The organism is Methylovirgula sp. (assembly GCF_037200945.1).
In the GTDB taxonomy this organism is placed as follows: domain Bacteria; phylum Pseudomonadota; class Alphaproteobacteria; order Rhizobiales; family Beijerinckiaceae; genus Methylovirgula.
Genome location: NZ_JBBCGP010000001.1, coordinates 849373 through 862279, shown reverse-complemented (window position 1 = coordinate 862279; position 12907 = coordinate 849373). Strand labels below are relative to the sequence as shown.

10 protein-coding genes and 1 pseudogene are annotated in these 12907 nt (G+C 62.5%); 4 read left to right on the top strand and 7 right to left on the bottom strand.

Annotation, left to right across the window (positions count from 1 at the left end; translation table 11 throughout):
- The first annotated feature begins 19 nt into the window (after positions 1-19).
- Both WDN02_RS04055 and eutC read left to right on the top strand, forming a co-directional pair.
- A complete protein-coding gene (locus WDN02_RS04055; protein WP_337292280.1) occupies positions 20-1399 on the top strand; it encodes an ethanolamine ammonia-lyase subunit EutB in 1380 nt (459 codons plus the stop codon).
- A gap of 2 nt (positions 1400-1401) precedes the next feature.
- Positions 1402-2181: an ethanolamine ammonia-lyase subunit EutC gene (gene eutC / locus WDN02_RS04050; RefSeq protein ID WP_337292279.1), complete on the top strand. Its 780-nt coding sequence runs from the start codon at positions 1402-1404 to the stop codon at positions 2179-2181.
- Here the strand turns inward: eutC and truB are convergent.
- The 7 genes and pseudogenes from truB to WDN02_RS04015 all read right to left on the bottom strand — a co-directional run bounded on the left by truB (position 2178) and on the right by WDN02_RS04015 (position 10559).
- Positions 2178-3077 (bottom strand): tRNA pseudouridine(55) synthase TruB, encoded by a 900-nt coding sequence (gene truB / locus WDN02_RS04045; protein WP_337292278.1) that lies wholly within the window; start codon positions 3075-3077, stop codon positions 2178-2180. The genes eutC and truB overlap by 4 nt on opposite strands.
- Complete coding sequence (gene rbfA / locus WDN02_RS04040) at positions 3077-3481, bottom strand: 30S ribosome-binding factor RbfA (protein WP_337292277.1); 405 nt, start codon at positions 3479-3481, stop codon at positions 3077-3079. The genes truB and rbfA overlap by 1 nt, the downstream gene beginning before the upstream one ends.
- Before the next feature lie 102 nt (positions 3482-3583).
- Entirely contained in the window at positions 3584-6220 is a 2637-nt protein-coding gene (gene infB, locus WDN02_RS04035; RefSeq protein WP_337292276.1) for a translation initiation factor IF-2, read from the bottom strand.
- Positions 6221-6577: 357 nt separating this feature from the next.
- Positions 6578-7243, bottom strand: coding sequence for an RNA-binding protein (locus WDN02_RS04030; RefSeq protein WP_337292275.1), 666 nt, complete (start codon positions 7241-7243; stop codon positions 6578-6580).
- A 31-nt stretch (positions 7244-7274) separates the two neighbouring features.
- On the bottom strand, positions 7275-8888 hold the full coding sequence (gene nusA / locus WDN02_RS04025) for a transcription termination factor NusA (protein ID WP_337292274.1): 1614 nt from the start codon (positions 8886-8888) through the stop codon (positions 7275-7277).
- Between the two features lie 58 nt (positions 8889-8946).
- Entirely contained in the window at positions 8947-9636 is a 690-nt protein-coding gene (rimP, locus tag WDN02_RS04020) for a ribosome maturation factor RimP (protein ID WP_337292273.1), read from the bottom strand.
- Positions 9637-9864: 228 nt separating this feature from the next.
- Positions 9865-10559 (bottom strand): annotated as a pseudogene (locus tag WDN02_RS04015) (class I SAM-dependent methyltransferase).
- A 146-nt stretch (positions 10560-10705) separates the two neighbouring features.
- Between WDN02_RS04015 and WDN02_RS04010 the strand changes: the two are divergent.
- Entirely contained in the window at positions 10706-11503 is a 798-nt protein-coding gene (locus WDN02_RS04010; protein ID WP_337292272.1) for a helix-turn-helix transcriptional regulator, read from the top strand.
- 145 nt (positions 11504-11648) lie between these two features.
- A complete protein-coding gene (locus tag WDN02_RS04005; RefSeq protein WP_337292271.1) occupies positions 11649-12884 on the top strand; it encodes an argininosuccinate synthase in 1236 nt (411 codons plus the stop codon).
- Positions 12885-12907 lie beyond the last annotated feature (23 nt).

The window sequence follows — 12907 nt, the reverse complement described above, 5'->3', positions numbered from 1 at the left end:
GAAGCTTCTGGAGGTAAGTATGGGTTATCATTATGCGACAGGCACGACGCGCTGGGCGTTCGGGTCGCTGGCCGATCTCATGGCCAAGGCGACGCCGCCGCGTTCGGGTGACATGCTGGCCGGAATCGCCGCGAGCTGCGCCGAAGAAAATGTCGCGGCCAAGCTCTGCCTCGCCGATATGCCACTGAAGCGCTTCCTCGAAGAAACGCTCGTGCCTTACGAGAGCGATGAGATCACGCGGCTCATTCTCGATACGCATGACAGAGAGGCCTTCGCGCCGATCTCGCATCTCACTGTCGGCGAATTCCGCAATTTCCTGCTCTCGGATGAAACTACGTCCGCCGCGCTTGCCGCGCTCGCACCCGGCATCACGCCGGAAATGGCGGCGGCTGTCAGCAAGCTCATGCGCAATCAGGATCTGATCCTGGTGGCGAAGAAATGCCGCGTTGTGACGAAATTTCGCGACACCATCGGGCTGCCCGGCACGATGGCGGTGCGGCTGCAACCCAATCATCCGACTGACAGCCGCGCCGGTGTTGCTGCCTCGATCATCGACGGGTTGATGTATGGCAGCGGCGATGCCGTGATCGGCCTCAATCCCGCCTCGGACAGTCTGCCGGTGCTTGGCGATCTCCTGCAATTGATCGACGGCGTCATCGCGCGGTTCGAGATCCCGACGCAGGCCTGCATTCTGACGCATGTGACGAGTTCGATCGAACTCATCAATCGCGGCCTGCCGGTTGACCTCGTTTTCCAGTCGGTCGCGGGCACAGAAGCCGCCAACCGCTCGTTCGGCATCGATCTCGCCGTGCTGAAAGAAGGTCGCGAGGCGGCGCTGTCGCTCAATCGCGGGACCATCGGCGACAATGTGATGTATTTCGAAACCGGGCAGGGCAGCGCGCTGTCTGCCAATGCACATCATAGTGTCGATCAGCAGACGCTCGAGGCGCGCGCCTATGCGACGTGCCGGCCGTTCAAGCCGTTGCTCGTCAACACAGTCGTCGGGTTCATCGGGCCGGAATATCTTTATGATGGCAAGCAGATCATCCGCGCCGGGCTCGAAGATCATTTCTGCGGCAAGCTGATGGGCCTGCCGCTCGGCTGTGACGTTTGCTATACAAACCACGCCGAGGCCGACCAGGACGACATGGATAATCTGATGACGCTGCTCGCGGCGGCGGGAATTACTTATATCATGGGCATCCCTGGCGCTGACGACGTCATGCTGAATTATCAATCGACCTCATTCCACGATGCGCTCTATTTGCGCGAGGTCTTCGGTCTCAGGCGGGCGCCGGAGTTCGAAGCATGGCTGCAACGCATGCAGATCGCCGATGGCGCGGGGCGCCTTGTGCGGCAGGAAGCGGCGCATCCCTTGCTCGCCTGGCACGAAAGCTGAATATGCGTCCGCCGGTCGTTGAGGATTTCTGGAAGAGGCTCGCTTCGACAACGCAGGCGCGTATCGCGCTGGGCCGCGCCGGCGTCTCATTGCCGACACAAGAGGTCCTGAATTTTTCGCTGGCGCATGCCCGCGCCCGCGATGCCGTTCATACGCCTCTCGATCACGATAAACTCGCCGCCGAAATCGCCGATCTCGGGTTTGCGACGATCTGCGTCGAGAGCGAGGCGCCGGATCGCGCCGCTTATCTTCGCCGGCCGGACTGGGGCCGTACCCTCAGCGAGAAAAGCCGGGCTTTGCTCGCGGATCGTCAAAACAAGACTTGCGACATCGCGATCGTTGTCGCGGATGGCCTCTCGGCAACGGCGGTTCACAGTCAAGTCGTGCCGCTGCTCGCCGCCTTCAAACCCTATCTCATTCGCGCCGAATGGCGCGTCGCGCCTGTCGTGATCGCGAGTCAGGCACGCGTCGCCTTGGGCGATGAGATCGGCGCGCTGTTCAATGCCCGCGTTTTGGTCCTGCTCGTCGGCGAGCGGCCGGGTCTCTCGTCACCCGACTCGCTTGGCATCTATCTGACTTACGATCCGAAGCCCGGCCGCAATGATGGTGAGCGCAATTGCATTTCCAACGTCCGTAATGAAGGGTTGAGCCATGAACTTGCGGCGTTCAAGCTCGCGTGGCTCGTCGATGAGGCGTTGAAACGCAAGCTCACCGGCGTCGCGCTGAAGGACGAATCCGATCTTTTGCTGTTGGCAGACGGGCGGCCCGCAGCTCTCCCCTAAAACGGCAGGTTGAATACGCGTCCCGGCACGAGTTCGCCGCGCTCGATCGCGCCGATGGCGACCACTACGCCGCCGCAGCAGGCATAGGCCGCGCCCTCGCCGGGCGCGTCGCGGCCGCGCAGCAAAATCGATTGGCCGCGCCGCAACCGCGCTGCGGAATCCCGATCGACCACGACTTGCGGCAATTCCAGAAGCCCGGCTTCGACCCGCCGCATCGCATCGGGCACTGTGGCATCTTCGATCTGAGCCAGAGGCACGGCATCTGTCTCGCTGAATGGCCCGACGCGCGTGCGGCGCAAGGCCGAGACGTGGCCGAGACAGCCGAGAACCCGACCAAGATCGCGGGCGATCGCGCGCACATAGGTGCCCTTGCCGCAACGCGCCTCGAAGGTCGCGTCATCGGCGCTCGATTCCGTCATGACCAGTTCGTGGATCGTCACGGGCCGCGGCGAAAGTTCGGGTGTTTCGCCGTCGCGCGCGATGTCATAGGCGCGTTCGCCATTGATTTTGATCGCCGAATAGGCCGGCGGCGTTTGCAGGATTGTGCCGATGAAGTGCGGCAGCGCGGCGAGAATCGCATTGATCTCCGGCCGCACGTCTGATCGCGCGACGATCTGGCCATCGGCGTCATCGGAATCGGTTTCCGCACCCCATTGAATGGTGAAGCGGTAAGCCTTCTCGCCATCTTGCACGAAAGGCACGGTCTTGGTCGCTTCGCCGAAAGCAACCGGGAGAACACCCGACGCCAGCGGATCGAGCGTTCCCGCATGGCCGGCTTTCTTGGCGTTGAACAGCCGCTTCAGCCGCGCGACGGCGTGGGTTGAGGTCATGCCGACAGGCTTATCGAGCACGACCCAGCCGTTGACCTCGGCGCGTTTGGAGCGGGGGGCGTTCATTAGGTCTCATTATCCTTGATAAGGTCGCGTTTCACTTGCGGCGAATCGAGGATCGCATCGATGCGCGCCCCGCAATCGAAGCTTTGGTCCGGCCTGAAACGAATGTCCGGCGCGAATTTTAGATTGATGCAATGGGCGATCTCGCCGCGCAGAAACTTCTTGTTGCGATCGAAGGCGGCGAGAACCTCGTTCATATCCTTGCCGCCGAGCGGCATGACATAGACCGTCGCGAGCTTGAGATCGGGACTCATGCGGACGTCGGGGATGGTGACGACATGACCATCCAGAACCGGATCGTTGATGGCGCCGCGGCTGAGAAGGCTGGAGACGGTATGGCGGATGACTTCGCCCACGCGCAACATGCGCTGCGACGGCTCACCGCCACTCTGATGTACTCTCGACATTTTCGGTAATGCCTCTATCCATGCGCGCCGCGAACGGCGCGCATCTCGTTTGGTTCGGGGAAATTATGGCGCGATCGTTTCAAGCCCCTCGGAGCGTGCGCCTCACAAGCTCCGCTTGATCTCCTGGACTGTGTAGCACTCGATCACATCGCCGACGCGCATGTCCTGGTAATTCTCGAAGGCCATGCCGCACTCCTGCCCGGCGACGACCTCTTTCACTTCATCTTTGAACCGCTTCAACGTCGACAGCTTGCCTTCGTGGACGACGACATTGTCGCGGATCAGGCGCACATTGGCGCCGCGCTGGACGTTGCCGTCCGTTACGCGGCAGCCCGCCACTTTGCCGACCTTGGAAATGTTGAACACTTCCAGGATGAGCGCATTGCCGAGCATGTCTTCGCGCAGCGTTGGCGGCAGGAGGCCGGACATCGCCGCTTTCACGTCATCCACGAGATTGTAGATGATGTTGTAGTAACGGATTTCGATGCCCGCCTGCTCAGCCAGGTTGCGCGCCTCTTTATGCGCGCGAACATTGAAGCCGATGATGATTGCGTTCGAGGCTTCCGCCAGGGTCACGTCGGATTCGGTGATGCCACCGACACCCGCGTGCAACACGCGCGCCGCGACTTCATCGGTATTGAGCTTCTCCAGCGTCGTAACGATCGCTTCGACTGAACCTTGAACATCGCCCTTGATGACGAGCGGGAATTCCTTACGGCCCGCCGTCTTCAACTGGCTCATCATGTCGACAAGCGAGCTGCGCGCACCAGCGCCGCGTGCCGCCGCCTTGTCGCGCTTCTCACGCTCGCGATATTCGGTGATCTCGCGCGCCCGCGCTTCCGTCTCGACGACGGCGACGCGATCGCCTGCTTCGGGCGAACCCGAGAATCCCAGAATTTCGACCGGAGTCGAGGGTCCGGCGCTGTCCCGCGTCACGCCCTGATCGTCGATCAGCGCACGCACGCGGCCCCATTGCGAGCCGCCGACGATAAGATCGCCGACATGCAACGTGCCGCGCTGGACGAGAACGGTCGCGACAGGTCCGCGGCCGCGGTCGAGCCGCGCCTCGATCACGGTTCCTTCGGCCGCCCGGTCGGGGTTCGCCTTAAGGTCCAGAACTTCGGCCTGCAGCGCGATCAGATCGAGCAGCTTGTCGAGATTGAGCTTTTGGGTCGCCGAAACCTCGACTTCGAGCGTCTCGCCGCCGAGCGATTCAACCTGCACTTCGTATTGCAGAAGCTCGCTGCGCACGCGTTCGGGCTTGGCGTCCGGCTTGTCGATCTTGTTGATCGCGACAATGATCGGCACACCCGCAGCGCGTGCGTGCATGATCGCCTCGGCCGTCTGCGGCATGACACCATCGTCCGCCGCGACGACCAGAATGACGATGTCCGTCACTTTGGCGCCGCGCGCGCGCATCGCCGTGAAGGCGGCGTGGCCGGGCGTATCGATGAAGGTGATGAGCCGTCCGTTCGGCGCCGTCACCTGATAGGCGCCGATATGTTGCGTGATGCCGCCGGCTTCGCCGGAGACAACATTCTTGTGCCGGATCGCGTCCAGCAGCGAGGTCTTGCCGTGGTCGACATGGCCCATGATGGTTACGACGGGTGGCCGCGGGACCAGATGCTCGTCAACGTCCGGCGTATCGAAGAGGCCTTCCTCGACATCGGATTCGGCGACACGCTTGACCGTGTGGCCCATTTCCTCGGCGATGAGCTCGGCGGTATCGGCGTCGATCACGTCGGTGATCTTGGCCATCTGGCCCTGGCGCATCAGCAGCTTGATGACATCGACGCCGCGTTCCGACATGCGGCTCGCGAGTTCCTGGATGGTAATCGTCTCAGGCAGAATGACTTCGCGCGATAGCTTGTCCTTCTGCTCGGCGACATGGCCTTTCAGGCGCTGGGTGCGGCGGCGGAACGAGGCCACCGACCGCGTACGCTCGTCCTGTTCGCCGGTGGCGCTGGCCACGGTGAGGCGGCCGCGATCCTTCTGCGGGCCAGTCCGGGTCGGACGCGGCGGCAATACGACCTTCGTCGGCATGCCGGGGCGGCGGATGATGCGCTTGGCTTCCTCTTCCTCGGCGGGTGTCGCCGCGCGGGCGGTCGCAGGCGCGGTCGCAGGTGTCGTGGTGCCGAGCGGACGGCGGGCACCGGGGGCCGCGGTCGCGGCAGGCGCCGGGGGCGGTCCACCAACTTCGAGGCGACGTTTAGCTTCCTGCTCGGAGCGGCGTTTGGTTTCGGCGTCATGGGCGCGGCGCGTGTCTTCCTCGCGCTTGCGCTCCTCGGCGGCAACGCGCTCCTCGTGTTCGCGCCCCTCGCGTTCTTCGCGTGCCTTGGCATCGATCAGAGCCTGACGACGCTCCTCTTCCTCACGCTCACGCGCGCCGGAGAGGGCGCGGGCACGCGCCTCTTGCTCTTCCTCGGTGAGGGTGCGCAGGACGACACCGCTGCCGCCGCTGCGCGGCGCGGGACGTTGCGGCTCGGGACGTACGCGTTCCGGAGCGCGCGCCTGCACGGGCGGCGCGGCAGGGGCCGGCGCCGGCGTCGCCTCGCGTGGCGGATGCGCCTCGCCTGGGCCTAGCGTCCGGCGCTTCACCTTCTCGACGACGACCGCTTTGGTGCGGCCGTGCGAGAAGCTCTGCCGCACAATCCCCGCTTCCACCGGCCGCTTCAGCGACAGTGTTTTCGACGGGGCGACGGTCAGTGTGCTGTCGCCGGAATTTTTCGAGTCAGTCATTCGTTCCCAATCCGGGCTTAAGCCCAATCAAAAGCTCCAGGCCTGTTCCGAAAAAGTTGTACGACTTTTTCGGAACAGGCCCCAACATCAAGGTCTGGCGCGATTTCCGATCGGCCAGATGTTTATCCGGCCGGAAAGCGCGCGGCGATCAAAACCAAAAGCCGGCGCAACGGCCGGCCCCGGCCCCTCAGATCCTTCGACCTTCAGCGGAGCCTCGACACATCTCACAGAAACTGCGAGGCGCCCTATCGGGCGACTTTCTAGAACCTATGTCGTTTTTCCCAAGCCTTACTACAAGAAGCCGCCCGAAGAAGCGCCTGCAAAATTGGCCGGAATACTACTACGTTTAAGCCGCCGTTACCCTATGCTCTCATCGACCGTCGCCGAAAGCGCGCTCTCGATCGGCTCCACCGCCTCCACCGAGGGTGGCGACAGATAAAGATCGAGACGTCGGCACTGGGACATAAAATTAGCCGCCAGGGCGCCGCGCGCGAGCGCAGCATGTACCACATTTGCGCCGCCGAGTGCCAAGCTCAATTGTGCTTCGGTAAAGAGATTAATTTCCGGAACATCTGCGCCGGCACGGCGCAAGACCTGGCGCAGCTTGCGGGTGCCATCTTGAGCGGCATCGGTGGCATTTATCAGCGCCGCAACGCTTCCGTCCTGTGCCGCGGCCCCGATCTTGGCAAAGCCTGCGACGACCTGTCCGGCTTTTTTGGCCAGCGAGAGCGAATTCAGGCAGTCGCGCCGCATCAGGTCGGCCACATCCGCCGCCAGGCTTTCCGCGACCCGCACCTCGGCTTTGAAGCCCCGCGCGAAAGCCTTACGCTTGACCGCCTTGGCGACAGTCGCGGCGTCTGCCGTTACCCAGACGCCGCGTCCGGGCAATTTATGCCGTAAATCCGGCACGACGGCGCCATCCGGCGCGCAGACGAAGCGCAACAGGGTCTCCGGCGCGCCTTTCGTCCGCGTGACGATGCAGGTACGCTCGGAGGCAAGTTCGGCTTTCGTCTGGCGGTCCAAAAGCACATCTCCAATCAATCCGCTGCAGGGGCTAATCCGCCGCGGGCGCTTGGGCGTCTTCGGCTTCGACCGCCGCTTCCGGCACCGCAAGCGCCGATTCATCGATCCAGCCCGCCTTGACGCGGGCTTTCATGATCAAGGCTTCGGCGTCCTCGCGAGAGATGTCCATACCGTCGAAATAGCCGGCGGTCTTGACGGTCTCGTTGTCCTTGTTGCGCTCGCTCCAGCCGGTCAGATCGTCGGTGGCGCAACCGGCGAGATCCTCGACCGTCTTAACGTCGTTCTCGCCGAGCTTGACCAACATCGCGGTGGTGAGGCCATCGATTTCGTGCAACTCGTCGGCAACGCCGAGTTCCTTGCGCTTTGCTTCGAGCTCCGCCTCAATCTTCGCCAGATAGTCACGCGCCCGGTTCTGGATTTCCTCCGCGGTATCGGCGTCGAAACCCTCGATCGAGGCGAGTTCCGATGGCTCGACAAAGGCGAGTTCTTCGACCGAGCGGAAACCTTCTGACGCCAGCAATTGGCCGACAACTTCGTCGACATCGAGCGAATTCATGAACGTATTGGTGCGCTCGACAAATTCCTTCTGGCGGCGCTCGGATTCCTCGGCCTCGGTCAGGATGTCGATGTCCCAGCCCGTGAGTTGCGAGGCAAGACGGACGTTCTGGCCGCGCCGGCCGATGGCGAGCGAAAGCTGATCATCCGGCACGACAACTTCGATGCGCTCGGAATCCTCGTCGAGCACGACTTTGACGACTTCCGCCGGCTGCAGCGCGTTGACGATGAAGGTCGCGGCATCGGCAGACCAGGGGATGATGTCGATCTTCTCGCCCTGCAATTCGTTGACGACCGCCTGCACGCGCGAACCTCTCATGCCGACGCAGGCACCGACCGGATCAATCGAGGAATCGCGCGAGATGACCGCGATCTTGGCGCGCGAGCCGGGGTCGCGGGCGACCGCCTTCACTTCGATCACGCCGTCATAGATTTCCGGCACTTCCTGACGGAAGAGCTTGGCCATGAATTGCGGATGCGTGCGCGACAGGAAAATCTGCGGGCCGCGCTGTTCGCGCCGCACGTCATACACATAAGCGCGGACGCGATCGCCGGGACGGAATTGTTCGCGCGGGATCATCTCGTCGCGGCGAATGGTGGCTTCGCCACGGCCAAGGTCGATGATGACATTGCCGTATTCGACGCGCTTGACGACACCGTTGACGATCTCGCCGATGCGATCCTTGAATTCCTGATATTGCCGATCGCGCTCCGCTTCGCGCACTTTCTGCACGATTACCTGTTTCGCCGATTGCGCGGCGATGCGGCCGAAGTCGAACGGCGGCAGAGTCTCGGCGATCCAGTCGCCGACCTGCGCGGCCGGGTTCTTCTTGTGCGCCTCGGTGAGTGTTATTTCCTTGGCGTCATTCTCGATCTGCTCGACGACCTGCAACAGGCGAGAGAAGCGCACCTCGCCGGTCTTCGGGTTGATGTCGGCGCGCACTTCCGTCTCCTGTCCGTAGCGGGAGCGGGCGGCCTTCTGCATCGCGTCCTCCATCGAGGCCAGCACGATCTGCCGGTCGATCGATTTTTCGCGTGCGACCGCGTCGGCGATCTGCAGAAGTTCGAGCCTGTTGGCGCTGACGGCCATGAAAAGTCTCCTTGAAATCCGGCGGCGCATCTTGGCGCCCCAATGGACTAGTTTCGGGTTAGCTTTTGGTTTTCTTTGCTTTCGGTGTCTTTTCCGCTGGCGCTGGCGCGGGCTTTTCTTTTCCCTTGGCAAAACGGCCAGGGCCGCGCCGGGGTGCTTCCTCGGCTGAGGCGCTGTCCGCTTCGGCCTGTTTTGCCGCGCGTAGCGATGCGCGGATCAAATCCTCGGTGAGCATCAGCTTGGCTTCCGCGATGTCGGCGAGCTTCAGCACGACTTCGGGTTCTTCATCCGGTTTCGCGTCGGTGCGCCGGATTTTGACCTCTGTGGCCTCGCCATCAAGGCTTTCGATAAGACCGCGGAAGCGCTTGCGGCTACCGACCGGCGCCGCCATTTCGATCTTCGCCTCATGCCCCAGGGCGCGGCGGAAATCCGAAGCGCGCACCAGCGGCCGGTCGAGGCCGGGCGAGGAAATTTCCAGCCTGTAACCCTCGGGAATCGGGTCCTCGACATCGAGGACCGGCGACAAAGCCTGGCTCAGCGTCTCGCAATCGTCGACCGACATGCTGCCGTCCGGCCGTTCCGCCATGATCTGGATGGTCGCGCCGGCCTGGGCCGAAAGTTTGACCCGCACGAGGCGGAAGCCGAAATCGGCCAGCACCGGCTGGCTCACCGCAGCAATCCGCGCGGCCAGACCCGTCTCCGAGGTGAAACGCTTTTCGTCCAACGTACTCTGCAAGCTCAAGTCCATTTTCGGCGCGGCCGATGGGGTTAACGTATTGATTTTCAGTGACTTTTCATGGGCCACGGCCCGTCCGGCTGAAGGCAATAAAAAAGAGCGGGTCCGGCGGGCGGCCCACTCCCAAAATTCGATCACCGGACGATGACCGCTATGAGAAATTCCAACGAAGCGGAATATACATTTCCACGGCGGATTTGCAAGGTTTCCGAACCGCCAGTTTAGCTTCCATCGCGAGCATCACAAGGTTCTCACGCTGAACTCGTTGCCGCGACCTTCGTCGACCGGCAGCGGTTGCGAGACGTAACCGTTCGCGGGGTCTCGGACATAGTCGAGATATCCGGGCTCGAAGGCGTTCTCTCCGAGGATCACTGCTCCAGACTTCAGCCGCGGCTCGATCAGTTTGAGCACCGGAAGGTAAAGGCTGAATGCGTCGTCGATCAGCAGCAGATCGACCTCGCCGCCGACATCCCGGAGCGTCTGGAGCGCGTCGCCTTCGCGGATGTCCACCAGATCGGCGAGGCCCGCCGCGTCGAGTTGGCACGCGCTCGCGCGACCTTGGCGGGCTCAAGCTCACTGCCGATGAGATGGCCGCCGCCATTGTCCCGGAGTGCGGCGGCGAGATAAATTGTCGATATTCCCATCGACGTGCCGAACTCGACGATCCGCGTTGCCTTGCGAGTGCGCGCGATCGCGTAGAGGAAGCGGCCATAGGCCGGCGAGACGGCAAGGAAATTGTCAGCGCGGCCGCGATAGATCGCCCGATAGTCCGCCCGTTCCTCGGCGAGCTTTCCCGCGATGAACTGCTCCAGGGTCGCGCCGGAAGCCTCGATGTCCGCCATGACCTCCGTCATATAGGCTTGGTCCGTGGCCTCGGCGTCCTGATCAAGCTTGTCCAAAATCTGAGCGATGCGCCCGCTGCTCAGCGAATTCATGAGGATTCCTTCCCCGATCGTGGAGGCTGTAGAGGCCTCGACTGGCCTGTCGCGATCGGATAAAGGGAACGAGCCATGGCGTCATTCCGAAGTCTAGACAGAATATTATCCAATCTTGCCAATTTGGCTTTGTCTGAAGGCGGATTATGCCCATCCTGAGCGCCACTTCCGGCTGGATTGATCCCGACGAGGTGCCCCGTCCGGTTGTGACCTTTGGCGCCGCGATGGCGGAGGTTAGCGGGATCGAATTAGACCGCCATCGACACATGAAGGGACAGATCCTGCTGGTGCAGCGGGGCGCACTCTCTTGCGAGGTGGAAGGCGGGTTGTGGATTGTGCCGCCGCGCAGCGCCGTGTGGATACCTGGCGGGGCGTTTCATGCCATCAGCGCCACTGGTGCGCTCGAAGGCGTCGCCGCCTTCGTCGATGCCGCTGTCAGCCGGGGCCTGCCCGAGGTCTGCTGCGCCGTGTCGGTGACGCCGCTGCTGCGCGAGCTTCTGGTCCGCTCGGCGCATCTGCCCGCCCTTTATGAAGAGGGTGGCGCGAACTCGCGGCTAATGGCGGTGCTTCTCGACGAGATCGCGGCGGCGCAGGTCGAGGACCTTCATCTGCCGATGCCGGCGGATGCTCGCCTGCGCCGAATTGTCGATCTGATGATGGCCTCGCCAGCGGATCGGGGGACCTTGGATGTCTGGGCGAAGCGGGCAGGTCTGAGCGAGCGGACCTTGGCGCGACTGATCAGCCGCGAGACAGGCATGAGCTTCGGCCGCTGGCGCCAGCAGCTCGGAATTATCCTTGCCGTGAAGTGGCTTGCCGGCGGGGCATCGATCCAGCAAGTCGCCGCCGACCTTGGCTACGAAAGCGTGCCCAGCTTCGTGACGATGTTTAGAAAAGCGCTTGGCACCTCGCCGGGTCGCTACATGTCGGAACGATATGCCGGCTGATCTTGAGATTGAGGGATCGAAGGTCCTGCTTCGTCGCTCCGCGTCTCACAGCGGTACGACGTTCGCCGGCGTGGAATGACGGCTTGCGCCTTGAAGCGCCCCCTCTATAGTCGCGCCGCTTCAAATCCCTTTTTTTGAGAAGAAAATGTCCGATCCCAAAAAGATCAAACGCGTCGTCCTTGCCTATTCCGGCGGCCTTGATACGTCGATCATCCTGAAATGGCTGCAGACCACTTATGGCTGCGAAGTCGTTACCTTCACCGCCGATCTCGGCCAAGGTGAGGAGCTTGAGCCTGCGCGCCAGAAGGCGCTGCTGCTCGGCATCAAGCCCGAGCATATTTTCATCGAGGATTTGCGCGAAGAATTCGTCCGCGATTACGTGTTCCCGATGTTCCGCGCCAACGCGCAATACGAGGGGCTTTATCTGCTCGGTACGTCGATCGCGCGTCCGCTGATCGCCAAGAAGCAGATCGAAATCGCCCGCAAGGTCGGCGCCGATGCGGTGGCGCATGGCGCGACCGGCAAGGGTAACGATCAGGTGCGCTTCGAGCTTGCTTATTACGCGCTCGAGCCGGACATCAAGGTCATCGCGCCGTGGCGCGAATGGGACCTGACATCGCGCACGGCGCTGCTCAATTTCGCCGAGCAGAACCAGATCCCGATCACCAAGGATAAACGCGGCGAAGCGCCGTTCTCCGTGGACGCAAACCTGTTGCACGTTTCGTCGGAAGGCAAAGTGCTTGAAGACCCGGCGCAGGAAGTGCCGGAATATGTCCATTCGCGCACCGTCAATCCGGAGGACGCGCCGGACACGCCGACCTTCATCGAGATCGATTTCAAATCCGGCGATGCAGTCGCTGTCGATGGCAAGGAGATGTCGCCGGCAACGCTGCTCACGCATCTCAATGCGCTCGGCCGCGTCAATGGTATCGGCCGGCTCGATCTTGTCGAGAACCGTTTCGTCGGCATGAAATCGCGCGGCATGTACGAGACGCCGGGCGGCACCATTCTGCTCGCCGCGCATCGCGGCATTGAACAGATCACGCTCGATCGCGGCGCCGCGCATTTGAAAGACGAACTGATGCCGAAATATGCCGAGCTCGTTTACAACGGCTTCTGGTTCTCGCCCGAGCGCGAGATGCTGCAGGCGCTGATCGACAAGTCGCAGGAGTTCGTCACCGGCAAAGTCCGTCTGAAACTCTACAAGGGCTCGGTTGGTGTCGTCGGGCGCTCGAGTCCCTATTCGCTTTATGATCAGGATCTCGTGACGTTCGAGGATGGTGCCGTCGCCTACGACCACAAGGATGCGGCAGGCTTCATCAAGCTCAATGCGCTGCGGCTGCGCACTTTGGCGCGGCGCAAGGCCAAGGCCACGAAATAAGTCTGCGCTTCCCAACCGCCCCG

What these genes read in the sequence shown, in the direction of transcription:
- eutC (WP_337292279.1), top strand. Translation starts at nt 1,402, where the DNA reads ATGCGTCCGCCGGTCGTTGAGGATTTCTGGAAGAGGCTCGCTTCGACA.
- WDN02_RS04005 (WP_337292271.1), top strand. Translation starts at nt 11,649, where the DNA reads ATGTCCGATCCCAAAAAGATCAAACGCGTCGTCCTTGCCTATTCCGGC.
- nusA (WP_337292274.1), bottom strand. Translation starts at nt 8,888, where the DNA reads ATGGCCGTCAGCGCCAACAGGCTCGAACTTCTGCAGATCGCCGACGCG.
- WDN02_RS04055 (WP_337292280.1), top strand. Translation starts at nt 20, where the DNA reads ATGGGTTATCATTATGCGACAGGCACGACGCGCTGGGCGTTCGGGTCG.
- rbfA (WP_337292277.1), bottom strand. Translation starts at nt 3,481, where the DNA reads ATGTCGAGAGTACATCAGAGTGGCGGTGAGCCGTCGCAGCGCATGTTG.
- truB (WP_337292278.1), bottom strand. Translation starts at nt 3,077, where the DNA reads ATGAACGCCCCCCGCTCCAAACGCGCCGAGGTCAACGGCTGGGTCGTG.
- rimP (WP_337292273.1), bottom strand. Translation starts at nt 9,636, where the DNA reads ATGGACTTGAGCTTGCAGAGTACGTTGGACGAAAAGCGTTTCACCTCG.
- infB (WP_337292276.1), bottom strand. Translation starts at nt 6,220, where the DNA reads ATGACTGACTCGAAAAATTCCGGCGACAGCACACTGACCGTCGCCCCG.
- WDN02_RS04010 (WP_337292272.1), top strand. Translation starts at nt 10,706, where the DNA reads ATGCCCATCCTGAGCGCCACTTCCGGCTGGATTGATCCCGACGAGGTG.